Source organism: Butyrivibrio sp. VCB2001, from assembly GCF_000423965.1.
GTDB lineage: Bacteria > Bacillota > Clostridia > Lachnospirales > Lachnospiraceae > Butyrivibrio.
Genome location: NZ_AUIZ01000006.1, coordinates 13,503 through 39,278, shown reverse-complemented (window position 1 = coordinate 39,278; position 25,776 = coordinate 13,503). Strand labels below are relative to the sequence as shown.

The window sequence follows — 25,776 nt, the reverse complement described above, 5'->3', positions numbered from 1 at the left end:
TTGCACTATCTGCGACTGTATTTGCACTGTTTTTTATTCCATACAGTAGCTCCACCTGATAAGACAATTTCTGATTACGGTATCTATACAATTTTCGCTAGTATACATGCGCCAAACGCCCCAAGCATATAAAAAAGAGTCAAAGAGAACCGTCCCCGGTGACTCAAAAGAGTCAAAGAGAACCGTCCCCAATGACTCAAAATGAGTCAAAGTGAAACGTCCCCAATGACTCACTGTGATACAATGTTAAAAAGGAAATGGGAGAGCGTTGGAATGGCAAGAGCAGAAGAGCTGATAAAAAAATACAATCTTGAAAGACACCCGGAAGGTGGCTGGTTTTCCGAGGTTTACACGGCACCATTTGAGCAGGAAGAGCGCGCCCTGATGGGTAGCATATATTTTCTGCTTGCCGGGGAGGATATATCTCATTTTCATCAGATAGACTGCGATGAAATATGGTATCATCACGAGGGATGCGCGCTAAAGATCACAATGATACTTGATGGGAAGTGCTCTGAGCTGGTTATTGGGGCAGGAGATGGGCAGAATGCCATGGCAGTCATACCAAAAGGCGCCATATTTGCGGCTGAGAACCTGGACAAGAACAGCTATTGCTTCATGTCTTGCGCGACAACTCCAAAGTTTTCTTACGACGGGTTCAGACTTGTTGGGGCAAAAGAGATAACGAAGATATGCCCGGCTGAGTATGAAAAGATACTGCATTTGGCATTTGCCGAAGAAGATATAGAATCAAACCAGAACCGGACTTAAAAAGGGGGTATTTATGGCAACTTACGCTGTTTCAGATATCCATGGATGTTATGACGAACTGATGGAGCTTATGAAGCTCATTGGTTTCTCTGATGAAGATACGCTATATGTGCTTGGAGACTGTGTTGACCGTGGCCCTAAGCCAGTGGAGGTTCTCTCTTGGATGATGAATAAGCCAAATGTCATCCCTATCGCCGGGAACCACGAGAATATGATGCTTAAAGTTCTTTTACCAGGATTAAAAGAGGTAAATTCTGAGGAAGCAGTGGAAAAGACACTGACCATGGATTTCATTACTGATACAAACCTTTGGTTTCTGAGTGAAAATGGTGGTAAGATAACTTCTGATGCATTCAGGCGGCTTTCGGCGTATGACCGGGAGGCTCTTGTGGAGTATGTTCAGGAGTTCTCTCTTTATGAGGTGGTCACGATAAACGGGCAGAGGTTCGTGCTTGTTCACACTATAGGCAAGAATATCCACAGTCTTGAAGACCTTGAGAATTCTGAGATGTCGTCGATTGAGGAATTTCTGTTTGACAGGCCCGATTTCGAGGAAGACTGGGATAGAGGCGATGACATATTCATTATCGGCCACACTCCGACCTGGTTTCTCGGCAAGAAGGACAATCGCGTTTTCAGGAACGGAAATCTTTTAGACATAGATTGTGGCTGCGTCATGGGAGGGAATCTTGTGGCGATATGCCTGGAGACTATGGAAGAGTATTATGTAAAGGGGCATTAAATGGTTCTGGTTCAGCAGATGATTGTTTTATTCATAATGATGGGGATCGGCTTTTTTTGTGGGAAAAAGAGCTTTCTCACCGACAGTGGCTGTAAGACCCTCTCGTGGATTGTGGTAAATATCGCAACTCCGGCCTTGATCCTGTCGGCGGGAATGAATGAGGAGAGTACCATCAGGGGAAGTTCCCTGTTGTTTGGATTTCTGGTTACATTGGCAGTGTATGCTTTTTTGATTGTGATATCCTTCATTATTCTGCCAATTCTAAGGGTTCAGAACGATGACAAAAGTATATATCGCGTCATGACGATCTTTTCTAACGTAGGGTTTATGGGTCTTCCCATCTTACAGGCTGCGTACGGCCCGGAAGCGGTGCTGTACGGGGCACTTTTTCAGTTCCCCTACAATTTTCTCATGTATACATACGGAATCGTAGCAATTAAGGGTGATAATCCGCTTAAAGGCGGTAGTCCGCTCAAAAAGATCTTGAACATTGGCGTCATTTCCTGCATCATTTCGATCACTATATATGTTTCCGGTATTCATATGCCGTCTTTTATCACTTCATCTGCCAAGCACCTCAGCAGCATTGCTGCACCTCTTAGTATGATGGTAATCGGCCAGTCCATGACTTCCATAAAAGTTAAAGAGCTGTTTGGTGATGTTAAGCTCCTGCTGTTCTCACTGATAAAGCTGATAGCAGTGCCGATCCTTGGAGTTTTGCTCCTTGGTTTATTCATTGATGACAAGCTGATATTGCAGGTGTGCTATGTTATGCTGGCAACTCCGATCGGCTCCATGACTGCAATGGTTGCGCAGCAGTATGGGGGTAATTATGCTCTGGCCTCTAAGGGAGTAGCATTATCTACGCTTCTGTCAGTAGCTACCATTCCGCTGATATCTCTTTTGCTCCAATTGTGATGAGTAAGGGCCTCGTCAGAGCATTCTCTGAAGGTCGTTTCTGATGCTTGTAACCTGATTTATAGCATTTTCGCACTCGCGTTTTGCCTTGCCAATCTGGGACTGTACAATGACATCCATCAAAAATCCATCGCAGAAGAGATCTCCGAATGTAAGGAATCCGTTGATGTGCACTGATGAATAGCCGTTTACGTCTCTAAGTTCTTTAGAGAATTTTTCAAGCGCCTGTTTTGCCTGATTGATCTCGTGTTCAGCATCGCTCATTTTACTGTGTTTAATAAGACCGCTGATAAATCCGCCACCGAGGGTATCGAATAATCCCCATCCGCTGGCGCTTGAGAGGCTCCTTTTAGCTCTTTCAAGATGATCAAGTGCAACGTCTGCTGCAGCAATGGCTTCCTGTATTTCTCTTGTTCTCATATCAAACATGGTATTTCCTCCGTTTAAATCAAACAAAATAGTGTTTTAGATAATACGATGATAAGACAAAGAGGCGCATAGTTACATGGCCGATGCGGCGTAATAGCGGAGTTTAATTCCCCTTTTTTGGAAAAAGATTAATTCTGTATTGGAGTGTACAATAGTTTTTTATCCAAATTAGCACTCTCTGTTGACGAGTGCTAATGTCGGTGTTATAGTGATTATAGAACAAAGGAACAGAGAAGACCGTTAGGACTTAGCTTTCCTAAGATCCAAACCCTCCGTCCCATTGCTCAATAACAGTTAACCAATTGTTTTTGTGCAAAGGAGGTAAGCATTATGTTAACACCTAGTATTTTTGAAGAGAATTTCATAGACGATCTGTTTGGATTCCCTTACATGAAGGAATTCGACGACATGAGTCGAGGCATGGAGCGTAAGCTCTACGGAAGAAAGGCAGCAAGGATGATGAAGACCGATATCCGTGAGAAGGATGACAACTATGAGGTTTCAATAGATCTTCCGGGCTTCAAGAAAGAAGACATCACAGTAGAACTGAACGACGGTTACATCACAATAAGCGCATCCAAGAACCTTGACAGAGATGAAGACAAGAAAGGCAAACTGATCCGTCAGGAGAGGTACGCCGGATCCATGAGCAGAAGCTTCTATGTAGGTGAGAATGTCGAGAAAGGCGACATTGAAGCCAACTACAGACACGGTGTTCTGAATCTGACAATTCCTAAAAAGGCCATGGACAAGAAGATTCCGGAAAAGAATCTGATAGCTATCGAAGGATAACCGATACCTGAAATGTAAGTGTTTGAGCCTCCGCATTACGCGGAGGCTCTTTTTTGTCTCCGAAAAATGAGCCCCTGACTCCGTCCCCGGGGCTCACTTTTGAGCCCTAGGGACGGAGTCAGGGGCTCAAATTTTATATTCTTTTTGGAATTTTGGTGCATAATTACCGTTATAATGGTAAATAGGAGATTTGTTGAGGTTTTCTAATGACACAGTTACGAGAGGAGTAGGACTGATGAAGAAAAGACCGACGATTGTTGTGACTTCGCTGGTGATGGCCTTTGTCCTAACGGCTTGCGCTGCTGCTTCCAGTGGTACGGCAGAAAGCTTTCAGGATCGTCTTAATTCTGCGCTGAGCAAGGGGTGGGTGGACTCCGACCTTTATGATTCAGTGAAGGCGGATAAGGAGTATCGCCCGCAGGATGATTTCGCAGCGGCCAAAAACAAAGAGTGGAAGCTGGAAATTGGCAATGAATACAGCGGCGTATTTCAGGACGTTTCGGATCTGGTTCTGGAAAAGATGAAAAAAGCTGCTACAGATGAATCACTACCCGGAGAAGAGGCGGAGGTACTCAGAAAGTACTATGCGCTTTCATCAGACTGGGATTATAGAAATAGTCAGGGCGTAGAACCTCTAAAGCCCTATATAGCAGACATTGAATCCATAAGCAGCATGGATGAACTGTATGCTTTCTTTGGAGATCTTGAGAGAAATCCACTTGCGCTTGCGCCGATAACGGTGGACGTAATGGATTCATATCATATTGAAGAGTATCCCGATATTAACCTTACAATAGTAGATACCCCGAAGCTTTCCCTGCAGGCTCCGAACGGGAAGTTTTATTATGACAAGCTGAATTCAGCATCGACTCTTGAGATGTATGAGCAGGTAGAGAACAGGGTGCTGTACATGTTAGAGACCCTTGGCTATCCGGAGAGCGATGCGAAAAAGATCTTTAAGAACTGCCTTAAGTGGGAGAAAGCAGTTGCTTCTTCAACAGTGGACATGTCCTTGGAAGATGTGGCAAAGAGCACAAAAACCAGGGATGAGGCAGCAAAGATTGCAGGTAAATTCCCGCTCATCAAACTTTTGGATGACTGGGGATTTTCAAACGCTGAATATTTGGTTATTTCCGAGTTTTACACAAAGAGGCTCGCAGGGCTGTGCAAGAAGAGCAATCTGGACGAGATGAAGGACTATCTGATAGTCAATTATTGCCTGGACAGTGCAATGTGCCTTGACAGGGACACATTGGATAAAATGAGTGAATTCTCTAAATCCAAGACCCAGCAGCCTATGGATTTCGGTAAGTCAGAGCAGCAGCGCGAAGACTCTCTGCAGTTCGAGTATTTCATAGGCCATACAGCAATGCTCGGAGCTCTCAACAAAACCTATGTTGAGAACTATTTCGATGATGCAACCACAGCTGAGCTTACAAAAATGACAGAGGACATTATTGATGCATATAATGTGATCTTTGCCGAAGAGCCCTGGCTGTCTGACGAGGGCAAGGCAGCATGCCTTGATAAGCTTAATAATATAGGAATCCATATAGCCTATCAGAATTTTGAGGTTCTTGATTACAGCAAGACTCCGTTCAAATCCAAAGAAGAGGGCGGAAGCTTTTTGGATGCCTATTATGCTATGCAGAGATATTCGGTCAATCACAGAGCTTTCCTCGCAGGCGAGAAATTCAGGAAGGATTATTGGGATCCGCTTGGAAAAGACACATCTACTACAACTACAAACGCATTCTATAATCCGGCAACCAATGGAATATATATATGTGCCGGAATATGCGAACCCAACAGCTATTCACCGGATATGACCTATGAAGAGAAGCTGGGGGGACTTAGCGCCATAATCGGTCACGAGATCACTCACGGCTTTGACAGTGGAGGATCTCTTTACGACAAGAACGGCATAAAGAGTTCCTGGCTGCCCTACAATGATCAGGTGGCATTTGTTGATCTCAACGACAAGGTTGCTTCATATTATTCGACCTTAACGCCATTTCCGGGATCAGGCCTTTATAACGGAGCAAACCTCACCGGAGAAGCAACGGCCGACATGGGCGGCCTGAAGGCAACTCTTTATCTGGCCTCCAAGGTTCCGGACTTTGACTATGATCTGTTCTTTACCTCCTATGCACGGCTTTGGAGGGTAAACATGCCTTTGGAAGCGGAAAAGAGCTATTTCTCCGGGGATTCTCATCCTCTGGCTTTTTACAGAGTAAATGTTGGATTGCAGCAGTTTGATGAGTTTTACGAGACATACGGAATAGTAGAAGGTGATGGCATGTACCTCGAACCTGAAAAAAGGATCGCGGTTTGGTGATAGGGAGGAATAAAGATGAGCGAAGCGGTAATTAAACTTGAAAATGTAAATAAATCCTATGGCAAGCACGAAGTGCTTAAAAATGTAAATATGCAGGTAAACAAGGGCGATATCTACGGCCTTGTGGGCAGAAACGGCGCAGGTAAGACCACAATCTTTAAGATGATCCTGGGCCTGTCTGAGGTAAATTCAGGTAACGTATCAATTGTGGGTTCTACGACCAAGAAAGAACTCCTTAAGAACAGAAGCAAGATAGGCTTCCTTGTTGGTTGCAGATTCTATAATTACCTCAATGCTGAAAAGAACCTTAAGTATTTTGCGACAGTAAAGGGAATCCCCAGAAAAGAGCGCAAGCAGGAGATTGCAAGGGTTCTTGAGATAGTTGGCCTTAAAGGTGTCAATAAGCCTGTAAAATCCTTCTCTCTTGGTATGCAGCAGAGACTTGGAATAGCAAATGCTATCCTTGGAAATCCCGACATTCTCATTCTGGACGAGCCAACCAACGGACTTGATCCACAGGGTATTGCCGATATCCGTAATCTGGTCAAGAAGCTCAGAGATGAGTTTGGCATGACGGTTATCATTTCATCCCACATTCTGGGAGAGCTTGAGCATACAGCTGACAGATTTGGAATCGTCAATGAAGGCTATGTGGTAAAAGAGATCACTCAGCAGGATCTTCAGGAGAATCAGCCGGCAGTTGAGATCGCAGTGGATGACGTTGAAAGAGCCAAGAAAGTGCTGGAAGAGAACGGAATCAAGATCATGCGTGAGGTCACAGAGAAATCTTCTCTCGAGGATGTTTATTTCCGACTGATCGGAGGTTCAAATCAATGAATAGACTGATGAAAGCAGATTTAAAAAGAATAATAGCCAAGCCGTCGATGTACGTGATCGTGCTGATACTGGTGCTGTTTATACTGCTTAAGGGAGCAGCCAGTACAGCTGCCGGCCAGATGGAGTTGTACAAGTCTTTATTCGGAAACATTGGTCTCATATTTTTGAGTATTCCAATCTTTTTATCTGTCTATTCCGATGAGATAAAGAGCGGAATCATGATAAGCATGATCGGAATGGGAATGGAGCGCAAAAACATAGTGTTTTCCAAGCTTAAGGACTCACTCGTATTATACTGCGGAACATATCTTATCCTGTATGTTGCAGCACTGATAAAGAATACTGTTTCGGGACTTCCGATATCTCCCAAACAGAACGCGTTTCTTCTTCTGTTTTGCGTATACAGCGTCATCAGAGGACTTGGAATAATGGCACTGGCATCACTGGTTCTTTTCCTGACCATGAGCACAGCCGGAGGCATGCTGGTACTGGTGCTGGCAGGCGCTGTTGGGACCGGCCTTCTAAAGGCGGTTCAGGATAGATTTAAACTTCCTGTTTATGACATAAGCTTTATGGGCCTTCTGGATTCTTCCTTTGCGGATTTCCAGGCTGGAAACATTGGTTATACGATCATACCGGCACTTATTTATCTGGCTATCGTTGTAGCGATTAATATTGCGACATTTGACAGAAGGGAGATGGATTTATGAGAAGATTACTTGAAGCTGATCTTAAGCGTGTCCTTGTCAAAATACTCCCTTGGATACTGCTTCTTGCATGGTTCGTATTCGATGCTGTATCCATTGCAAACTCAATTGGTAAAGCTCCGGACAGAAGCTTTGCTGTATTCAGTAAGCTCATTGGACTTCATTCTTTTGCAATGAAGATCATCGGATTTGCGGCACTTCTTGGCATATATGCCGATGAGTTCAAATCCATGGTAATGATAGGGGTAATAGGAAGAGGGCTCTCGAGAGACAAATTTGTTATCGGGAAGTTTCTGGATCTGTGCGTGATGACTTTGCTGATGGAGGTCATTACTATTATCTATATTCTTATACTAAAGGCTGTATTTGGAGCGACATTTGCTCCCCTTGAGACCAGATTCCTCATTGTATCATTTATAATTGAATTCCTTCAGACAATAGCTTATGTTGCAATAGCGGCTTTTTTCTATTTCCTTTCGGAAAATGCTGCAATAGGTCTTTTTGCGTATCTTACATTCCAGATCATAATACCTCTATCTCTTGAGCTGTTATTACTGATGACCAATCTCGGCAAATATCATGCAGAGAGATACTATGTCGATGGCATGATGTCTGTTGCAGCCTCAGATTTCATCATGGGGGATTTTGCAGGTGGAATAGGATATGTTCTCGTTGCGGTACTGATCTACATCCTCGGAGCTCTCGGAATAACCATGCTGATCTTCAGGAAAAAAGAACTTGAATTTTAAGACTAACCATTACATTTATCCGGCAAATAATCTATCATATACTTGTATGTAAAGTTTTGATATGAGAGGAAATGATCATGGAACTACCTGAATCTTTGAAATGGATCAATGAAGTTGAGGACATTGATCCGGCTGAGGGCATGAGGAATTGTGGTCAGCCTCAGCAGTATATCAAGTTTATCAGGACTTTTTTTGATACCCTTGAGAACCGTATCAAGGAGATTAGGGACGCTTTTGACAGCGAAGATATTAAGACTTATACCATCAAGGTTCATTCTCTTAAAAGCACAGCCAGGATAATGGGGGCAAAAGAGCTCTCGAACCTCGCAGAGGAGCTGGAACGCGCAGGAGATGAAAACAACAGGGAAAAGATCACTGATAAAACTCCTAAGCTTCTTGAGGTTTGTGCTTCTTTCATAGAAAAACTATCACCAATAGAATCTATAAATGACAATGGCAGAGACGCTAAAAGCGATAAGCCTTTCATATCCGAGTCTGAGCTTACCGGCGCGTATGCAGCCATTGCGGAATTTGCACCCCAGATGGACTACGAAGCAGTAGAGATGGTCTTATCTGAGCTAAATGAGTACAAACTTCCGCCGGAGGATGAGAAAAAGGTTAAAAATTTAGAAAAACTATTAAGAAATTTTGATTGGGGAAATATAGAAGCGGTGGTTGTGGTAAAATGATAATAGACATGCGCTTTATCGTACTCTATACCCTTGGATGGTGAATCATGGCTGAATATAGATATCCCAGTCCAACAAAAGGCGGAGCCAGCATCAGGATTGTGCTTGCATTGAGCGGCATTGCAGTCAATGTTTTGCTTTCTTTTGTTATGGGCAAAGTTGGCATGCCACTGTTCTTTAATAATTTCGGAACTATTACCGTAGCGGCGGTAGGAGGTCTTTTCCCCGGTATTGTTACCGCGGTCCTGACCAGCACCATTTGCGGGATCTATTACTCTGAGGCTGTATATTTTGGCTTTCTTAACGCAATAATAGCCATATATACAGTGTGGTATATCAGAAAATTCTCATTTAAAAAAATATCCAAAATATTACTTTATGTCGTGATCGGAGCTTCCTTTGCAGGAACTGTAAGCGCCATCATGAACTGGAATCTTCTCGACGGTGCTACTGCGGCCAGAAATTCTGAAGCCACGGGTCTTTTTGCTGCAGTTATAGGCGGCAATCTGTTCCTGGCTTATTACTCTTACATCCTCATCAGATATGTTCTGGATCTCGGTATATCTGCTGTTGTTGCAGCGATTCTTCTGAGGGTTATCCCAAAAGATGTTCAAGACGGGTTTGAGAAGGGAAATTGGAAGCAGAATCCTCTTAGCAAAAAGGAATTGGCAGAGCTTAGGGAATGGGGAAAAGTCACTCGAAAAAGCATGGGTAACAGGACAACTGCCATTGTAATATCCACCTCTCTTTTACTGGTGCTTGTGACAGGCTGGACAGGCTTTAGTCTGTACTTTAATAATGCTAAGCAGGATAAGACCATTGATGCATTAAATACTTTAAAACTCTGTTCAGAAGTCATCGATCCTGACAGGATAGGCGACTATATTACTGCCGGTGAGGGTGCGGAAGGGTATGTTGAGACCCAGGAGCTTCTAAAAAAGATAAAGAATTCATCGCAGTCGGTGGAGACCATCTTTTTTGTGAAGTTTGAAAAAGACGCCGGTCGCCGGATTTTTGATCTGGACGGTGAGGGCGTTGAGCTCATACCTGCGAAGATTGAATATGATAATGAATTTAAGGAGCATTTGCCACAGTTTCTTGCAGGTGAAAATATTGCTCCTCTTGAGCATGGAAATTTCAACCATTGGATGCGTTCAATTTTTTATCCCATTAAGGACAGCGCAGGACGAGTGGTGTGCTATGGAGTTGCAGATGTTTCCATTACAAATATGTGGGAATATATGAGGAGTTTCTCGTTAAAGACATTCTTTATCCTCTTGGGATTTTTCATCCTGGTAATTGCTCATAATCTGTGGGTAACCAATGTTACCATGGTTTTCCCGATAAGGAGCATGGCGCAGTGTGTAGATAACTTCTCGAATCTGGGCTATGAGCAGAAACAGCTTGACCAAAACGTAAGAAGTATCAGGTCCCTGGAGATTGAGACCGGTGATGAAGTTGAACTGCTCTACAACTCTATATGTACCATGACCTTGAACCTGTCAGAGCAGATGAGAGACCTAAGAAGGCTCTCTGATACTACAGCCAAGATGCAGGACGGTCTTATCGTAACCATGGCGGATATGGTTGAAAACAGGGATTCCGATACCGGAGCACATATCCAGAAGACCGCTGCTTACGTAAAGATAATAGTGGAAGGATTGCAGAAAAAGGGATATTACGCGGAAAAGATCGATGCCAAGTTTATCTCTGATGTAGTGCGCTCTGCGCCTCTTCATGATATAGGCAAGATCAACATTCCGGATGCAGTGCTTAATAAGCCCGGGAAACTTACTGATGAAGAGTTTGAGATCATAAAGACACATACAACGACAGGTAAAAAGATCATGGAGGATGCCATCAGTACGGTCAGAGGTGAGAACTACCTTAAAGAGGCCAGAAATATGGCGGCTTATCACCACGAGAGATGGGATGGAAAAGGCTATCCTGACGGACTTCACGGAGAGGTTATTCCGCTTTCAGCTCGAATAATGGCTGTAGCGGACGTATTTGATGCCCTTACATCTCCAAGAGTCTATAAGCCGGCATTCCCTGTGGACAAGGCACTTTCTATCATAACAGAGGGCTCGGGAACCCAGTTCGATCCCAAGTGCGTAGAGGTCTTTATGGAGAACCTGCCTGAAGTTAAGGTTATTTTGAAGAAGTACAACAGAGAAATGTAAGGAGCGGCGGATTGAAGAGAAGACGGATCAAAAACTTCATAGCGGCTTCTATCGGAGTAATGTTTATTGCTACTGCTGTGTGCGCGGGTTCTGTCAGCTCTTTTGCCACAGAAAGCGAAACAGGGCAGGAAACAGCAAATGAAGGCTCACAGAAGCTGGGCGGAGGCTATGCTGTATCGGGGCAGATCGGTTCTGTAGGATATGCCACGACGGTTTATGATGCAACAAACGGCCTTCCTACTTCCGATGCCAACTTTATCCTCGGCGCCAGTGACGGATATGTCTGGATTGGCAGCTACGGCGGAATCATCCGCTACGATGGCAGCGTGTTTGAGAAGATCACTTCCTCTGAAGGACTCACCAGCGGAAGAGGTCTGTTTGAGGACAGCCAGGGCAGGATCTGGGTAGGAACCAATGACAATGGCGTCATTGTGCTGGACGATGAGAGGGTGACCTGGATTACATACAAAGAGGGCCTTCCTTCTTCTTCCATCAGAGTTTTTGCTGAAGACAAGGACGGAAATGTATATATAGGAACTACCGCGGGAGTGTGCTTTGCAGATCCGTCACTCACTATACATGAGCTTTATGATGCCAGGATCAATGAGGAGAGGGTACTTAGTCTATGCAGTGACTCTCAGGGCGTTATCTACGGACAGACTAAGAATGGCATTATCTTTTCAATTGAGGACAAGATAGTTACGCAGTGCTACAGTACTCAGGAGCTGGGGATTGAGAACAGAATCTCCAACATTCTTACTGATCCGGATAAAGACGGATACGTATATATAGGTACTGAAGGGAGCGAGGTATACTATGGGCGCTTCGGAGATGTTGCCGATGATATGGCGCATATATCCGTGGCTCCGCTGAACATGGTTCACTGGCTCAATTATGACTGTGGCAGAGTATGGGTATCATCCATTAATCAGCTGGGATATCTTGAAGATGACGGGACTTTTAATCTGGTAAAAGACCTTCCGGTTGACAGCGGAATAGAGATGGTTACCAGTGACTATCAGGGCAATCTCTGGGTTGCTTCTTCTACTCGGGGAGCCATGAAGATCGTCACCAGTAATTTCGTGGATATGTCCAGTAAGACTGATCTTCCGAGGGATGTAGTCAATGCAACCTGTCTTCTTAACGGAAACCTGTATGTGGGTTCCAACCAGGGCCTTAGCATATTGGGAGAAGACGATAGGGTAATTGAGAATGAACTGACAGAATATATAGGTGATGCAAGAATCCGCTGCATTATGGCGGATGACGATGAGAACCTGTGGATATCTACATTTACCAAGGGTGTTGGCCTTGTATGCTACTCAAATAGTGGAGAGATAACAAAGTTTACTACAGATAACGGAATGCCCAGTGATGAGGTAAGATGCACCATCCAGTCCCGTGATGGATCGATTCTGGTGGGCACAAATATTGGTCTGGCCAGAATCCGCGACGGAAAGATTGAGAAAGTGGTAGCAGAGGATCCGGCTATCAGGAACACGGTATTTTTATCTCTCGAGGAGGGAGAAAACGGGCAGATTTATGCCGGAACCGACGGTGATGGTATTTATGTAATCAGCGATGCGGGAATCAGAAGGATTGGAAGAGATGACGGACTTACCAGCGACGTCATCATGAAGATAAAAAAGGACGAGACCAGAGGATTGTACTGGCTGGTAACATCCAATTCCATCCAGTATATGAAGAATGATATCATAACAGATGTTACGTCATTCCCATATAAGAATAACTACGACATCATATTTGATGAGAGCGACGATGTATGGGTAATATCCTCTGCCGGAATTTATATGGCTTCAGCGCAGGAAATGGTCGATGATGACGTGACCGATTACAGGCATTATACCCTTGCAAACGGCCTTACCGGCACACCTACCTCCAATGCTCAAAGTGCGCTGGACGAGAACGGAAACTTATATCTGGCCGGAAGGCTTGGTGTATGTAAGGTCAACATAAAGCATTTCTTCGAGGATAGGACAGCGGTCAAGGCCAGAGTTAAATCCGTTTATATGGGCGATAAGAACATTTTGCCCGACAGCACCGGAAAATATTACCTTCCATCCGGAACAGGACGTGTAAGGATAGCTGTTTCGGTTCTGGACTATACACTCACCGATCCTCCGGTCAGGATCTATATGGAGGGTGATGAGGACGATGAAACCCTGGTTCTTAGAAGTGATCTTCAGGACATCGAATACACCGGCATGGAAAGCGGAAATCATGTGCTTCACATACAGGTTCTTGATCATACCAAGAAGAACGTGGTGTTGGAAGAGACGGTAAATATCAACAAGAAAGCCCGTTTTTCGGACCTTAAGGCTGTCAGAGTACTGATGGCTATTGCGATAGCTTTTTTGGCAGGTGCCATTGTATGGAGATTTATGAAGAATACTGTCATCAGAAGGCAGTATGAGGAAATCAAGCAGGCCAGAGATGATGCTGAGCGTGCCAATTCCGCCAAAACAAGGTTTCTTGCGAACATCTCCCACGAGATCCGTACGCCTATCAATACCATCATGGGTATGGATGAGATGATCATGAGAGAGAATCCCAAGGATGTGCCTAAGGGCTATTTCCTTGCAATGATAAACTATGCGCTGGATATCAGGAATGCATCGGAGACGCTCCTTGGACTTATCAATGACCTTCTGGACATTTCTAAGATTGAGTCCGGTAAGATGCATCTGGTGGAACAGGAATACGATGTTCAGGAACAGCTACGGTCCATCGTATCCATGATACGTGTCAAGAGTACGGAAAAAGAGCTTATGTTTGACGTCGTGGTTGATGAGCTGATTCCAAAGCGTCTCTACGGCGATGACGGCAAGATCAAACAGATAGTTCTTAATCTGCTCACAAATGCTGTAAAATATACTCAAAAGGGTGGCGTAGTCCTGTCTGTTTCCATGGATGAGCGAAACGGGGACGAGGCTAAGCTCAGGTTCTCGGTAAAGGATACAGGTATCGGTGTTAAACAAGAGGATATTGACAAGCTCTTTACCGCCTATGAGAGACTGGATGAGCAGAGGAACAGCGGAATCCAGGGAACAGGCCTTGGCCTTGATATATCAAGAAGATTTACAGAACTCATGGGGGGAACTCTGACCTGTGAGAGTGTATACGGAGAGGGCTCGGAATTTATCCTGTGCCTTAGCCAGAAGATAATAGATCCGACACCGACCGGAATCTTTATGGAGCATGACGGGTCGGCAGCAAAGGGACCATATGTACCTAAATTTGTTGCGCCCGATGCTGATATTCTGGTTGTCGATGATAATCCGATGAACCTCAATGTCATAAAAAGTCTTTTGAAGGCTACCAAGATGTTTGTCACCACTGCCTCCAGCGGACCTGACTGCCTTGAGAAGATGAAGTCCACCAAGTTCAATGTAGTCCTTCTGGATCACATGATGCCGGGAATGGACGGAATTGAGACAGTGGCTCATATCAGGGAGACAGACCCGGACATCCCGGTTTATGCGCTTACTGCCAATGCTACAGCGGGTGAGGAATTCTATAAGTCCAAGGGCTTTACCGGTTATCTGTCCAAGCCTATCGACAGTGCGGCTCTTGAGAAGGCCATAATGAAGCACCTTCCGGAGCAGATCATGTTCAAGCCGGAGCAGACGGATATGGTGGCTGATATTGACAGTATTCCTCCTGAGCTTAACTGGATTTATGACGTAAAAGAGATCAACGTGGACGAGGGAATCAAGAATTCAGGCGGAATTTCGCAGTTTATCTTCTCCCTTAAGATGTTCCTGGATACTATAGACGGCAATGCCAAGGTTATAAGTGATGCCTATGAGGCAGAAGATATAAGGCTGTACACCATTAAGGTCCATGCCCTTAAGAGCTCCCTCAGGATTATCGGTGCGCAGGAGATGTCCAAGCTTGCCGAGAGCCTTGAGGAAGCAGGCAACAAGAATAACAAAGAGTTTATCGATATGTACACCGATGACCTGTTAAAGGGCTATCTGGAATTCAAGGATAAGCTCTCAGCGCTTGATGAGAGTGAAGGCGCAGATGATGATGCTGATAAGAAGGAGATTCCGGAGGATGAGCTTAAGGATGCGTATGAAGCCCTTAAGGAGACGATTCCTCAGATGGATTTCGACGCAGTGGAGATGATCCTGAATCAGCTCAAGGAGTACAAGCTTCCTAAGGAAGATAAAGATAAAATGTCGGAGCTTGCAAAAATGCTAAAAGTATTTGATTGGGAAGGGATGGAAGAATTGCTTAATAAGTGATGCTTCCGCAAAAAGGAGAGATTATGTTTAATGACCGCATGATCATTGTAGGAGAAAAAGAATCGTTCCTCGTTAGGGTGCTAATAGGGAAAACAAAGGATGCAGGGATAGAGTGCGAGTTTGTGCCCTGTACAGTAGATGAAGTAAATCAAAAACTTGAAGGTGTAAAGCTGATCACTTTATACATGGATAGTACGTCGATTGCGCAGGAGGAGGTTCTTCACTTTCTTTCGGATAACGTGGAAGAGCGAGGTCAGCAGATTGTCCTTATAGCAGAGCCAAATGATCTTCCGCAGATTAAGAGCCTTATACCGGAACATCTGGTATACAAGGTTTTCCCGCGCCCTGTGGATAACGCAGCTTATGTAAAGACCATAACAGAGTATTTTGAAAAAGAGAAAAACGGTGAGTTCAAAAAGAGCATTCTGATAGTGGATGATGACCCCAACTACCTGGGACTTGTCAGGGAGTGGCTTAAGGACACATACAAGGTGTTCATGGCTAATTCCGGACTTCAGGCTATTAAATGGCTTGGAAAAAACACCGTTGATCTGATCCTTCTCGATCATGAGATGCCGGTAACCAGCGGCCCACAGGTGCTTGAAATGCTAAGAAGCGATGAGGAGACCAAGTCCATTCCGGTAATGTTCCTTACGGGAAAGAGCGACAAGGAAAGTGTTATGAAGGTGGTTTCCTTAAAGCCGGAAGGGTATTTTCTTAAGACTATCCAGAAGGATGAGCTTTTGGAAAAGCTGAATGAGTTCTTTATACTTCACAGATAAAAGGGTGTTCAATGTTCGAGTTTATTAGAGAATACCAACTGAATATAATGCTCCTTTTGTGCGGAGCATGTGCGATGATGGCTATTCTTCTTCTTTTGACAAGATTCCTTGACAAGAGAAGAAAATGGGCATTGTTTTTGATGGAAATTGTTGCCTTCTTCCTGCTTTGGTTTGACAGGCTCGCCTATGTTTATGCCGGTGATGTCAGCCAAAAGGGCTATATCATGGTAAGGGTCAGCAACTGCGCCGTATTCCTGCTGACCAGCGGTGTAGTATTCTCTTTTAACATTTACCTTAAGAACCTGCTTACCGATATAAAAGATCGGAAGGTCACCACAACTCGTTTAAATGTTGTAGGCATTGTTTCCTTCTTTGGCATGATTCTCGCTGTTGTGTCTGCATTTACGAACATTTATTATTATTTCGATGCAAATAACAGATATTTCAGAGGACGAGGATTCCTTATAGCTTATATTATTCCGGTAATCTGTCCCATCGTGCAGTATACGGTAATAAGACAGTACAAGAAGTACTTCAGTAAGCTTATTTACACATCACTTGTTCTTTATATTTTTGTTCCGATAGCATGCGGAATAATCCAGATATTCGCTTATGGAATCTCACTCGTTAACATGGCGATGGTTGCCGTTTCCGTAAGTTTGTATATCTTCACATACCTCGATATCAATGACACAGTGGAACGTGCCCACGCTGTGGAATTGCAGAATATGCAGGGAGAGCACAAGCGAATGCAAAGGCTCTTTGACCAGACTGCCAAGGCATTTGTATCCGCTGTTGAGAAGAAAGATGATTTCACCAAGGGTAATGCCGTGAAGGTTGCAGAATATGCCAGAAAGCTCACTGCGCGATGCGGTCTTGATGAGGAGCATTGCGAGAAGGCTTACTATGCAGCGCTTCTTCACGATGTAGGTCTTATCGGTATTCCCGATTCGGTCATCAAGAATGAAGAGGACCCTAGCAAATGGGATATTGAGGCGTTCAGGCAAAAGCCTGTAATAGGAAAAGAGATCCTCTCCAACATCACGGAGTTCCCATTCCTCAGCGTCGGAGCATATTCAAGCCATGAGAGATATAACGGAACAGGATATCCCGAGGGACTAAAAGGCGATGATATACCTGAGATAGCCAGGATAATTGCTGTGGCTGACGCCTTTGTTACCATGACCACCAAGAAGAGATATCGTGACGCAAAGCCTGACTTCGTTGCCAGAGAAGCCTTTGTAAAGGGAGCCGGAGTTGAGTTTGACCCTGAATTTGCAGGGCTCATGGTCAAGATCATTGACGAGGAATCCAGTGGCAAGATCCACGATGATATAACTCTTGTAGAAAAAGAGCTGACCTGCCACACCTACAGAGACTTTATCACCATGGGTATTCCGATCACCGGCAAGATCACAAAGATCAGGTTTAACAGTAGCCAAGTTGAGGATCCGACAAATGCCTTTTCTGTACCGTCCATCATTTTGTTTGATTCCTATGACAGGCGTGTTCACGACAATAAAAAGTCCATAAGTGCCTATCACTATCAGGAATATGGAGAAATATGGTTCGATGACCATTACGTAAGTACCAGCGCGAGAATGATCAAGGAGATAAAGCTTGATGATGCAGCCGGATATGAGAAGCTTGGTGAAGGCGAATACGAGATCATTGCGGCTAAATATGACGATCATATCAAAGTCACCATGAGATGCAGTGATTACGAGAAGGAAGATATCATCTCCGTAATGGACGGATCAACCTCGGTTTATATAGGCATCACGGGTGAAAACTGCAATATAAGAAATATAGAAATTGAGCAGACGGATGAAGTTGCGGATGAGACTTATGTTCCCAGAATTTCCGAGGAAATAAGCTATATCGACCACATGGAGTCTGACATAAAGAATATCCAGATAAGTCAGACCAGATCTGCAGCAACCGATGGCATTGAGCTCAAGAACAAGATGCGCATTAACTTCCATGCCATGAGCCTTCCGGTAGCAAGCTTTATCTGGCACTGTCCGTATATTGTAATTTTCTCGTCCGACAACGGACAGGTATTTGGAGAGAATTACCATGAATACGCACTTATAAAGATAAACGGAGAGAATGAGATAAAGGATCATTACTCCGAAAATAACTTCACCATGAAGAAGAAAGACAGCTTCCCGGGCTGGGAGGATTGGAAGGAACAGAACAAGGAAGGAGTGGAGTGCGAAGTAACCTTTGAGCGCAAAGGTAATACCATAATTACCACCACAGAGAATCTCGGAATTTACATCGAGAACACGACCATAATAAAAGAGAATCCGGGTAAAGTCTACGTTGCTCTCACAGGAGACAGGGTTGCACTTACCGACATAAGACTGAGATAAAGGGCTTGTTTAAGCCCTTTTCTTGTGTGATAAATCTGTGATATTTCTTTTGCTAAGATATATACATAATAAAGAGCAAGAGAAACGGAGGGAAAAGATATGATGATCATTGATAAGATTTTAATGATGTTTGGAATCTACAGGAAGAGATATATCATCTGCCCTATACATAGATAATTATTACGGAATATCAGTAGAAAAGGAGGGAATGAGCTTATGGACAGTAGATACCCTATTTTTAGCACAATTCAGATGAAATATATCGAGGATAACAACGATATCTCAAGCTCCGGTGGGGTGGATTTTAAGAAAATTGAGGATGCACTTATAAAGTTCGCAGATGATATGATCAAAGCCTGATAAATATACAGCCCTGGAACCAAAAGGTTTCAGGGCTTAATTATTGCGTAAAGACGCTGACACTTTTATAATATATATATCTACTTTTTTTCGTATTTATGTGGGTAGAACAAAACATTTTGAAGTGAGGTAATCTATGGCAGATAAGATGGATCTGATCAATCAACTGGCAGCATCAATGGGTGCCGGAGACTTTGCCAAGACCAAGTACGAGGACTCAAAGTATGATCCGCAGACAGGAACTCTTTATTGTGACGGGATCATGATCACAAAGCCCATAATCGAGAAAGCGGAGCAGCATTTCAGGGCCCTTAAGTCAAAATGCAGTTACGATGATCCTGCTTCACGAGAAATGGCCATGATCTATCAGGTGGCTCTTGAGGGAATCAAGATAATGAGAGCCAGTGGCCAGGAAACCATGAAGGAAGATAAGGGAGATAACAGATAAGCTGCCTATGCAGGAATACAGAATTGTCGTAGTTGATGATGATCCGGTCAGCCTAAATCATGCCAAGATGCTGCTGACTGAGGAGAACATGCAGGTTACCTGCATGAATTCAGGTAAACTACTTCTCAAATACATAGAGAACAATATTCCCGATCTCATTTTGCTTGACATCGTTATGCCTGATGTTGACGGATTTGAGGCATTTATTATGGTGCGCAGATTCGAGGAACATACAGGGAGATCTCGTATTCCCATTATATTTATGTCCGGAGCCGATGACAGTGAAGCGGAGGAGATGGGCCTTGTTATGGGCGCGTCGGACTTTGTAAAAAAACCGCTTAATAAGGATGTCCTTGTAAGGCGTATCGAGAATTCCATCAAGAACAACAAGAGGATGGAAAACCTTGAGGAAGAAGCTACTGTAGACAGGCTTACAGGGCTTTTGAACAAGGCAAGAGGTACGGAAAGAGTAACCAAGCTCTGTAAGAGAAAGAACGGTTCTCTCATGATCCTTGACCTTGACAATTTTAAGCTGGTAAATGACCTTTTCGGACATGAAAAGGGAGATCAGATATTAAAGAGTTTTTCTGAGATCATCAGAAAGAACTCCCGCGAAACCGACACGTTGTGCAGGATTGGCGGCGATGAATTCATGGGCTTTTATGATGATCTTTTGGATGAGAGGGCTGTTAGTAAGCTGGCAAAAAGGCTCAACGAGCAGCTCCGGAAAAAGGCAGTGGAGATTCTCGGAGAAGACAACGGAATACCCCTTGGAATATCCATAGGAGTGGCAATGGTGCCGGAATGCGGCAGAGAATATAATGATCTTTTCGCCAAAGCGGACAGTGCGCTCTATAAGGTAAAGCAGAACGGCAAGCACGGTTACAGTGTCTATGGTTATGACACCAACAGTGATAACCCTGACGAGACCTCGGAGAACAAGCTGGACAGAATGGTCCAGATACTTGAGGAAAGAAACAGTAAATCCGGAGCTCTGTTTTTGGGCAAGGACTACTTCTCCGCGGTTTATAAATACATCATGCGCTTTTACAGGAGATATGGCGGAGATGCCACTATCCTGTTGTTTGAGCTGGATTGCCCGGGCGGTGATATTCAGCGCATATCGGACACGGCAGACCAGTTCAGTACCATTGTGGAAAAGGCCCTGAGGATGAGCGATATCATGGTCCAGAACGGCACTCAGAGTTTTCTTGTAATGCTGACAGAGTGTGGCAAGGAAAACTTTGATCTGGTCATATCAAGGATCCTTGCAGCATTTAAAGAGACGGAGTTGGGTAAGGACGTTCCCGTAAACTACGTCTATAAATTCAGCGTTGCACAAAAATAAACAGATATTTGTAGTAGGTGTGCTCTTTTTCCTTGTCATAAAGGTTTATGAGACTAACAACGTACAGATCAGAACAGGCTTTTAGCCTGTTCTTTTTTATGTAATTAACCATTTTCTGATAGGTCTTCTCGATGTCTTTTACCTGATTGTCCTGGTGACAGCAGACGGCAAGCTGACCCTCTGCAGGGAAGGTCTCCACGTTGTCGGCAGCAAGGAAGGAGAGACTGATTATGTTGTTGTATACGTAATGCTTTTTAAGCAGATCCTCATAGGCTATGGAAACGCCTGTGGGGAAGGTGGAGAGGGAATCCTTGTCAATGGACTTTGAGAGGTGCACGGAGATGTCCTTGGCGATATCTGCTGTGTGGTGGGCATAGTCCTTGTTTTTTATCTGTGTTCTGCTGACACTGAGCTGTGGCATATCCATAATAAAAGGCGTTCCCTGCTTGTGCCGGCCAAATTCACCAAGGATCCACATGCCGAGGTGAAGGGCACTTATCTTCTTATTTATCCGGTAGAGCTCGCGCTGCATCTCAAGGATCTTGGAGTTTGCCATTTTCTCGATGGCTTCCCTGGAGGAGGAGTGCACGAGGTCTCTGATCTCCGCAATACTGCAGCCGGCCTGTCTCATGGTGGATATAAAGAAAAAAGAGCTGATCTGTGAGGCTGAGTAGTAGTGATAGCCGTTATTCTTATCAACCTTGGGCCTTATTATGTCCTGTTCATAGTAGTGCCTTAGAGTGTCTCTTGTGGTCCCACATAGTTTTGCAAACTGGCTTACGGTGAGGGAATATTCCTGTTCGTCGTCCTTAAAATCGCTAAAAGTCGTCATGAATAACCTCATAAAATTCACAAAATTTGTTATTGACTTGGGGGTTACCCCCAAGATTATTGTAACAGGGAATTGATAAAAAATAAACATTTCACACTTAAAGGAGAGAAAACATGAAGGACGTTAAAGGAACAATCATTCGTATAATCGCTGAATATCTTGACAAGGACGAGGCAGAAGTTTCACCATCTGCAACTTTCACAGAAATAGGCCTTGATTCTCTGGACATCATGGAGCTTGTAATGCAGATGCAGGAAGAGCTTGACTGCAAGATCGAGCTTTCACAGGAGATCACAACAATTGACAAGCTCGTAGAGCTCATCGAAAAGCAGTAAAAAGCACGAGAGGAAGGATAAATGAGTACGAATCCGATTTGCGAAATGCTTGGGATTAAATATCCGGTCATTCAGGGAGGAATGGCCTGGATAGCCGACGCAGAGCTCGCAGCAGCCGTATCAAACGCAGGAGGACTGGGGCTTATTGCTGCCATGAACTCTAACGGAGAGCAGCTTCGTGAGCAGATAAGGAAGGCAAAAGAGCTGACGGATAAGCCCTTTGGCGTAAACCTGATGCTGATGAGTCCCTACATCGATGAGGCTGTTTCCGTTGTCTGTGAGGAGGGCGTAAAAGTTGTGACTACCGGCGCCGGAAATCCGGCAAAGTACATGGAGCAGCTAAAGAGTGCGGGAGTAAAGGTGATCTGCGTAGTTGCCAGCGTGGCTCTTGCCGTGATGGTTGAGAGAATGGGTGCTGGCGCAGTTGTCGCCGAAGGGTGCGAGTCCGGAGGTCACGTGGGCGATACCACCACAATGGCTCTGGTGCCTCAGGTTGTGGATGCAGTGAACATCCCGGTCATCGCCGCCGGCGGAATAGCTGACGGAAGGGGCATGGCTGCTGCGTTTATGCTGGGCGCGCAGGCAGTGCAGATGGGAACAAGGTTCCTTACCGCCAAGGAGTGTAATGTCCATCCGAACTACAAGGAAAAGGTCCTAAAAGCCAAGGACAGAGACACCATCGTGACCGGAAAGAGCTTGGGACACCCTGTAAGAGCACTTAAGAACCGCATGACAAGAGATTTTCAGGCAAAAGAGCTTGATCCTGCCACTACGCCGGATGAACTGGAGAAGATGGGCGCAGGCGCTTTAAGACGAGCAGCTATCGAGGGCGACGTTAAGACGGGTTCCTGTATGTGCGGACAGATCGCGGGACTTGTCAATTCCGAGGACAGCTGCGAGGAGATAATCACAGGCATTTGCAGAGATGCGTGTGCGCTTCTTGGAAGAAGCTTAGAGGAGTAATAAATGGGAAAAGTAGCGTTTTTATTTGCCGGCCAGGGAAGTCAGTACCCGGGCATGACAAAGGATCTATTTGAGAATATACCCGAAGTTCACGATTTTTACGGGGTTGCGGAGGCTATACGCCCCGGAACTCTGACACAGATGTTTTCGGGAACAGAAGAAGAGCTTAAGAAAACTGAGAATACTCAGCCTTGTCTTTTCCTGGCTGATATTGCCGGGGCTCTGGCTCTTATAAAGAATGGGATAAAGCCTGATGCTGTGGCAGGGTTCTCACTTGGAGAGATCGTTGCCCTGGCTGCTTCCGGAGCTCTTAAGAAGCAGGAAGCATTCAAGCTTGTCTGCAAGAGAGGAAAGTTCATGCAGAAGTCCTCAGGGGAAGTGGACGGTAAGATGATCGCCGTGATGCGCATGGACAGGGATGAGCTTAAGACTCTGTGCAAGGAAGTCGGCGTTTATCCTGTAAATTACAACTGTCCGGGACAGATCGTGGTCTCCGGCGAGAAGGAAAAGATGGAGACGCTTAAAGAGAGATTGACAGAGCAGAAGGTAAGGTTTGTAGAGCTCGCAGTTGGTGGAGCGTTCCATACGCCTTACATGGATGGCGCGGCTAAGAGCCTTAAAAAGGAGCTTAAAGAGGGCAAGATATATAACCTGAACAAGGCGCAGATACCTCTTTATGCCAATAAGACCGCAGAGCCCTACTCAGGAGATGAAGAGGAGATGATATGCACCATTTCCGACCAGGTAAAAAGCAGCGTCAAGTGGGAGGAGACTCTTACAAACATGGCCAGAGACGGTGTCGACACCTTCATAGAATGTGGCCCGGGCAAGGCTCTTTCGGGATTTGTCAAAAGAACTGTTGAGGGAGCAAAGATATATAACGTATATAACATGGAATCCCTTCAGAAGGTTATAGAGGAGCTTGGAAAAGATGCTTAAAGGAAAGAATGCCGTTATTACCGGCGGAAGCAGAGGAATAGGAAAGGCAATAGCCCTTGAATTTGCAAAGAACGGTGCGGATATAGCAGTTATTGCCACCAGGGAGAGCAAGGCATGTGATGAGACCTTGAAAGAACTGGAGGGCTTCGGTGTCAGAGCCAGGATGTACTACTGCGACGTGAGGGACGCAGACCAGGTGGAGAGCGCAGTTCAGGAGATCATTGCCGATTTTGGCACCATTGATATTCTGGTAAACAATGCCGGAATTACTAAGGACAATCTGCTTCCGAGCCTCGGAATAATGGATATCGATAACGTGATTGACGTCAATCTCAAAGGCTGCATGTTTGTCACAAGGTCTTTTATCAGAAATTTCGTAAGACATCGCAAGGGAAGCATTATAAATATCAGCTCTGTTGTCGGTCTTATGGGCAACAAGGGACAGACAAACTACGCGGCTTCAAAGGCAGGAATCGTGGGCTTTACCAAGTCCGTTGCCAAGGAGTACGGAAGGAAGAACATCAGGTGCAACGCCATTGCACCGGGATACATAACGACTGACATGACGGCGGCTCTTTCTGAGACTCAGACTGAGGAGATAAAGAGTGAGATTCCTATGGGGAAGCTTGGAAGCCCTGAGGATGTGGCGCGTCTTGCGCTGTTTTTGGGAAGCGAGATGAGTTCTTACATCACGGGAGAAGTCATCAAGGTAGATGGAGGAATGTATGTGTAGAGTAGTTGTGACCGGAATGGGCGTTATTACGCCGGTTGGAAATGATCTGGATACTTTCTGGGACAGCCTTAAAAAGGGAGTATGCGGAGTAGATAAGATAAAGAGGTTTGATGCATCAGGGCTGAAAGTGAGCCTGGATGCGGAGGTCAAGGACTTTAATCCCAAGGATTATTACGACAGCATGCAGGAGATCAGAAAGTCGGATCTTTACATGCAGTACGCCATGGCAGCTGCAGGGCAGGCTGTAAAGCAGAGCGGGATTTTGGAGTCTGACCTCGATAAAGAGCGCTTTGGAGTGTACATTGGCTCCGGAATAGGCGGAATTAACACCACTATCCGCGAGCAGAATAAGCTAAGGGACAAGGGACCTGAGATGGTATCACCTTTCTTTGTGCCGATGATGATCAGCAACATGGCTGCCGGAGCGGTTTCTATCAAGTTTGGAGCAAAGGGCCCCACACTTCCTGTGGTTACTGCCTGTGCGACTTCAACCCACACCATCGGTGAGGCTTACAGGGCCATCAAGCACGGCTATGCCGATGCCATAATCGCAGGCGGAAGCGAAGCCAGCATCAACGAGCTGGCCATGGCAGGATTTGTAAACTGTCAGGCTCTTAATCTTGCCGAGAATCCCGAAGAGGGAAGCCTTCCATTTGATAAGAGAAGAGGCGGCTTTGTAATGGGCGAAGGTGCAGGGATTCTGATCCTTGAAGAATACAACCACGCTAAAAAGCGCGGAGCAAAGATCCTGGCTGAAGTTGTGGGCTACGGAAATACCGCGGATGCTTACCACATTACAGCTCCGGACCCTGAGGGAAGCGGAGCCATAAGAGCCATCAAAAACGCTGTGGAAGAGGCCGGTATCGGTGATGGTGATGAAATTTACATCAATGCACACGGCACCGGAACACACCTTAATGATGCCATGGAAACAAAGGCAATTAAGGCCGTTTTTGGAAAAAAAGCTTATGACCTGCATATAAGCTCCACCAAGTCCATGACAGGTCATATGATGGGCGCTACAGGCGCAGTAGAGGCCATTGCTTCCGTGCTGGCGCTTGAGGACGGAATAATCCCGCCAACCATCAACTACAAGGAAAAGGACGAGGAGTGCGATCTCAATTACACCGTGAATGAGGCGGCTAATGTGTCCGTTGAGTATGCCATCAGCACTTCCCTTGGATTTGGCGGACATAACGCGTGCATTGCATTTAAACGATATGAGGCGTGAA

At 45.1% G+C, this 25,776-nt stretch carries 23 protein-coding genes; 21 read left to right on the top strand and 2 right to left on the bottom strand.

What is annotated here, in order from left to right; translation table 11 throughout:
* Positions 1–273 precede the first annotated feature (273 nt).
* Genes G589_RS19305 through G589_RS0108215 form a run of 3 tightly spaced genes read left to right on the top strand, consistent with a single transcriptional unit; the run spans position 274 to position 2,431 of the window.
* Positions 274–771, top strand: a complete 498-nt coding sequence (locus G589_RS19305) for a cupin domain-containing protein (RefSeq protein ID WP_051192262.1) — start codon at positions 274–276, stop codon at positions 769–771.
* A gap of 13 nt (positions 772–784) precedes the next feature.
* Positions 785–1,513: a metallophosphoesterase gene (locus G589_RS0108220; protein WP_026521772.1), complete on the top strand. Its 729-nt coding sequence runs from the start codon at positions 785–787 to the stop codon at positions 1,511–1,513.
* Positions 1,514–2,431 carry an AEC family transporter gene (locus G589_RS0108215; RefSeq protein WP_026521771.1) on the top strand — a complete coding sequence of 306 codons (918 nt, stop codon included), beginning with the start codon at positions 1,514–1,516 and terminating at the stop codon, positions 2,429–2,431.
* Positions 2,432–2,446: 15 nt separating this feature from the next.
* Here G589_RS0108215 and G589_RS0108210 read toward each other — a convergent pair whose 3' ends face one another.
* Positions 2,447–2,860, bottom strand: a complete 414-nt coding sequence (locus G589_RS0108210) for a hypothetical protein (protein ID WP_022767729.1) — start codon at positions 2,858–2,860, stop codon at positions 2,447–2,449.
* Positions 2,861–3,190: 330 nt separating this feature from the next.
* Between G589_RS0108210 and G589_RS0108205 the strand changes: the two genes are divergently transcribed.
* The 13 genes from G589_RS0108205 to G589_RS0108145 all read left to right on the top strand — a co-directional run bounded on the left by G589_RS0108205 (position 3,191) and on the right by G589_RS0108145 (position 20,742).
* Positions 3,191–3,652: an Hsp20/alpha crystallin family protein gene (locus G589_RS0108205; RefSeq protein ID WP_022767730.1), complete on the top strand. Its 462-nt coding sequence runs from the start codon at positions 3,191–3,193 to the stop codon at positions 3,650–3,652.
* 235 nt (positions 3,653–3,887) lie between these two features.
* Positions 3,888–5,990 carry a M13 family metallopeptidase gene (locus G589_RS0108200; protein ID WP_026521770.1) on the top strand — a complete coding sequence of 701 codons (2,103 nt, stop codon included), beginning with the start codon at positions 3,888–3,890 and terminating at the stop codon, positions 5,988–5,990.
* Between the two features lie 15 nt (positions 5,991–6,005).
* Positions 6,006–6,827: an ABC transporter ATP-binding protein gene (locus G589_RS0108195; RefSeq protein ID WP_022767732.1), complete on the top strand. Its 822-nt coding sequence runs from the start codon at positions 6,006–6,008 to the stop codon at positions 6,825–6,827.
* Positions 6,824–7,537, top strand: coding sequence for a hypothetical protein (locus tag G589_RS0108190; protein ID WP_026521769.1), 714 nt, complete (start codon positions 6,824–6,826; stop codon positions 7,535–7,537). The genes G589_RS0108195 and G589_RS0108190 overlap by 4 nt, the downstream gene beginning before the upstream one ends.
* Complete coding sequence (locus tag G589_RS0108185) at positions 7,534–8,283, top strand: hypothetical protein (RefSeq protein WP_026521768.1); 750 nt, start codon at positions 7,534–7,536, stop codon at positions 8,281–8,283. The genes G589_RS0108190 and G589_RS0108185 overlap by 4 nt, the downstream gene beginning before the upstream one ends.
* Positions 8,284–8,360: 77 nt before the next feature.
* Positions 8,361–8,972 carry an Hpt domain-containing protein gene (locus G589_RS0108180; protein ID WP_196811861.1) on the top strand — a complete coding sequence of 204 codons (612 nt, stop codon included), beginning with the start codon at positions 8,361–8,363 and terminating at the stop codon, positions 8,970–8,972.
* Between the two features lie 47 nt (positions 8,973–9,019).
* Complete coding sequence (locus G589_RS0108175) at positions 9,020–11,155, top strand: HD-GYP domain-containing protein (protein WP_035775697.1); 2,136 nt, start codon at positions 9,020–9,022, stop codon at positions 11,153–11,155.
* A gap of 11 nt (positions 11,156–11,166) precedes the next feature.
* The gene (locus G589_RS19300) at positions 11,167–15,426 is read left to right on the top strand and encodes a hybrid sensor histidine kinase/response regulator (RefSeq protein ID WP_051192261.1); all 4,260 of its coding nucleotides are present in this window, start codon (positions 11,167–11,169) and stop codon (positions 15,424–15,426) included.
* Between the two features lie 23 nt (positions 15,427–15,449).
* Complete coding sequence (locus G589_RS19295; RefSeq protein WP_035775695.1) at positions 15,450–16,208, top strand: response regulator; 759 nt, start codon at positions 15,450–15,452, stop codon at positions 16,206–16,208.
* A gap of 74 nt (positions 16,209–16,282) precedes the next feature.
* The gene (locus tag G589_RS0108160; protein WP_242826434.1) at positions 16,283–18,586 is read left to right on the top strand and encodes an HD-GYP domain-containing protein; all 2,304 of its coding nucleotides are present in this window, start codon (positions 16,283–16,285) and stop codon (positions 18,584–18,586) included.
* 216 nt (positions 18,587–18,802) lie between these two features.
* A complete protein-coding gene (locus tag G589_RS21855; protein ID WP_155832515.1) occupies positions 18,803–18,946 on the top strand; it encodes a hypothetical protein in 144 nt (47 codons plus the stop codon).
* Positions 18,947–19,082: 136 nt separating this feature from the next.
* Positions 19,083–19,394 carry a hypothetical protein gene (locus G589_RS0108150; protein ID WP_022767743.1) on the top strand — a complete coding sequence of 104 codons (312 nt, stop codon included), beginning with the start codon at positions 19,083–19,085 and terminating at the stop codon, positions 19,392–19,394.
* 7 nt (positions 19,395–19,401) lie between these two features.
* Complete coding sequence (locus G589_RS0108145; RefSeq protein WP_026521764.1) at positions 19,402–20,742, top strand: GGDEF domain-containing response regulator; 1,341 nt, start codon at positions 19,402–19,404, stop codon at positions 20,740–20,742.
* Here the strand turns inward: G589_RS0108145 and G589_RS0108140 are convergent.
* Positions 20,723–21,574, bottom strand: a complete 852-nt coding sequence (locus G589_RS0108140) for a MerR family transcriptional regulator (RefSeq protein WP_026521763.1) — start codon at positions 21,572–21,574, stop codon at positions 20,723–20,725. The two genes, G589_RS0108145 and G589_RS0108140, sit on opposite strands and share 20 nt — an antisense overlap.
* Before the next feature lie 113 nt (positions 21,575–21,687).
* Here G589_RS0108140 and G589_RS0108135 point away from each other — a divergent pair, with 113 nt between their 5' ends.
* Genes G589_RS0108135 through fabF form a run of 5 tightly spaced genes read left to right on the top strand, consistent with a single transcriptional unit; the run spans position 21,688 to position 25,775 of the window.
* Complete coding sequence (locus G589_RS0108135; protein ID WP_022767746.1) at positions 21,688–21,909, top strand: acyl carrier protein; 222 nt, start codon at positions 21,688–21,690, stop codon at positions 21,907–21,909.
* 21 nt (positions 21,910–21,930) lie between these two features.
* The gene (fabK, locus tag G589_RS0108130) at positions 21,931–22,872 is read left to right on the top strand and encodes an enoyl-[acyl-carrier-protein] reductase FabK (RefSeq protein ID WP_026521762.1); all 942 of its coding nucleotides are present in this window, start codon (positions 21,931–21,933) and stop codon (positions 22,870–22,872) included.
* A gap of 3 nt (positions 22,873–22,875) precedes the next feature.
* Positions 22,876–23,811: an ACP S-malonyltransferase gene (locus G589_RS0108125; RefSeq protein WP_026521761.1), complete on the top strand. Its 936-nt coding sequence runs from the start codon at positions 22,876–22,878 to the stop codon at positions 23,809–23,811.
* On the top strand, positions 23,804–24,544 hold the full coding sequence (gene fabG / locus G589_RS0108120) for a 3-oxoacyl-[acyl-carrier-protein] reductase (RefSeq protein WP_026521760.1): 741 nt from the start codon (positions 23,804–23,806) through the stop codon (positions 24,542–24,544). Before G589_RS0108125 ends, fabG begins: the two co-directional genes overlap by 8 nt.
* On the top strand, positions 24,537–25,775 hold the full coding sequence (gene fabF, locus G589_RS0108115; RefSeq protein WP_026521759.1) for a beta-ketoacyl-ACP synthase II: 1,239 nt from the start codon (positions 24,537–24,539) through the stop codon (positions 25,773–25,775). Before fabG ends, fabF begins: the two co-directional genes overlap by 8 nt.
* Position 25,776 lies beyond the last annotated feature (1 nt).

What these genes read in the sequence shown, in the direction of transcription:
- G589_RS21855 (WP_155832515.1), top strand. Translation starts at nt 18,803, where the DNA reads ATGGACAGTAGATACCCTATTTTTAGCACAATTCAGATGAAATATATC.
- G589_RS0108160 (WP_242826434.1), top strand. Translation starts at nt 16,283, where the DNA reads ATGATGGCTATTCTTCTTCTTTTGACAAGATTCCTTGACAAGAGAAGA.
- G589_RS0108145 (WP_026521764.1), top strand. Translation starts at nt 19,402, where the DNA reads ATGCAGGAATACAGAATTGTCGTAGTTGATGATGATCCGGTCAGCCTA.
- G589_RS19305 (WP_051192262.1), top strand. Translation starts at nt 274, where the DNA reads ATGGCAAGAGCAGAAGAGCTGATAAAAAAATACAATCTTGAAAGACAC.
- G589_RS0108205 (WP_022767730.1), top strand. Translation starts at nt 3,191, where the DNA reads ATGTTAACACCTAGTATTTTTGAAGAGAATTTCATAGACGATCTGTTT.
- G589_RS0108195 (WP_022767732.1), top strand. Translation starts at nt 6,006, where the DNA reads ATGAGCGAAGCGGTAATTAAACTTGAAAATGTAAATAAATCCTATGGC.
- fabF (WP_026521759.1), top strand. Translation starts at nt 24,537, where the DNA reads ATGTGTAGAGTAGTTGTGACCGGAATGGGCGTTATTACGCCGGTTGGA.
- G589_RS19295 (WP_035775695.1), top strand. Translation starts at nt 15,450, where the DNA reads ATGTTTAATGACCGCATGATCATTGTAGGAGAAAAAGAATCGTTCCTC.
- G589_RS0108185 (WP_026521768.1), top strand. Translation starts at nt 7,534, where the DNA reads ATGAGAAGATTACTTGAAGCTGATCTTAAGCGTGTCCTTGTCAAAATA.
- G589_RS0108175 (WP_035775697.1), top strand. Translation starts at nt 9,020, where the DNA reads ATGGCTGAATATAGATATCCCAGTCCAACAAAAGGCGGAGCCAGCATC.
- G589_RS0108210 (WP_022767729.1), bottom strand. Translation starts at nt 2,860, where the DNA reads ATGTTTGATATGAGAACAAGAGAAATACAGGAAGCCATTGCTGCAGCA.
- G589_RS0108135 (WP_022767746.1), top strand. Translation starts at nt 21,688, where the DNA reads ATGAAGGACGTTAAAGGAACAATCATTCGTATAATCGCTGAATATCTT.
- G589_RS0108150 (WP_022767743.1), top strand. Translation starts at nt 19,083, where the DNA reads ATGGCAGATAAGATGGATCTGATCAATCAACTGGCAGCATCAATGGGT.
- G589_RS0108180 (WP_196811861.1), top strand. Translation starts at nt 8,361, where the DNA reads ATGGAACTACCTGAATCTTTGAAATGGATCAATGAAGTTGAGGACATT.
- fabK (WP_026521762.1), top strand. Translation starts at nt 21,931, where the DNA reads ATGAGTACGAATCCGATTTGCGAAATGCTTGGGATTAAATATCCGGTC.
- G589_RS0108200 (WP_026521770.1), top strand. Translation starts at nt 3,888, where the DNA reads ATGAAGAAAAGACCGACGATTGTTGTGACTTCGCTGGTGATGGCCTTT.
- G589_RS0108215 (WP_026521771.1), top strand. Translation starts at nt 1,514, where the DNA reads ATGGTTCTGGTTCAGCAGATGATTGTTTTATTCATAATGATGGGGATC.
- G589_RS0108140 (WP_026521763.1), bottom strand. Translation starts at nt 21,574, where the DNA reads ATGACGACTTTTAGCGATTTTAAGGACGACGAACAGGAATATTCCCTC.
- G589_RS0108190 (WP_026521769.1), top strand. Translation starts at nt 6,824, where the DNA reads ATGAATAGACTGATGAAAGCAGATTTAAAAAGAATAATAGCCAAGCCG.
- G589_RS0108220 (WP_026521772.1), top strand. Translation starts at nt 785, where the DNA reads ATGGCAACTTACGCTGTTTCAGATATCCATGGATGTTATGACGAACTG.
- fabG (WP_026521760.1), top strand. Translation starts at nt 23,804, where the DNA reads ATGCTTAAAGGAAAGAATGCCGTTATTACCGGCGGAAGCAGAGGAATA.
- G589_RS0108125 (WP_026521761.1), top strand. Translation starts at nt 22,876, where the DNA reads ATGGGAAAAGTAGCGTTTTTATTTGCCGGCCAGGGAAGTCAGTACCCG.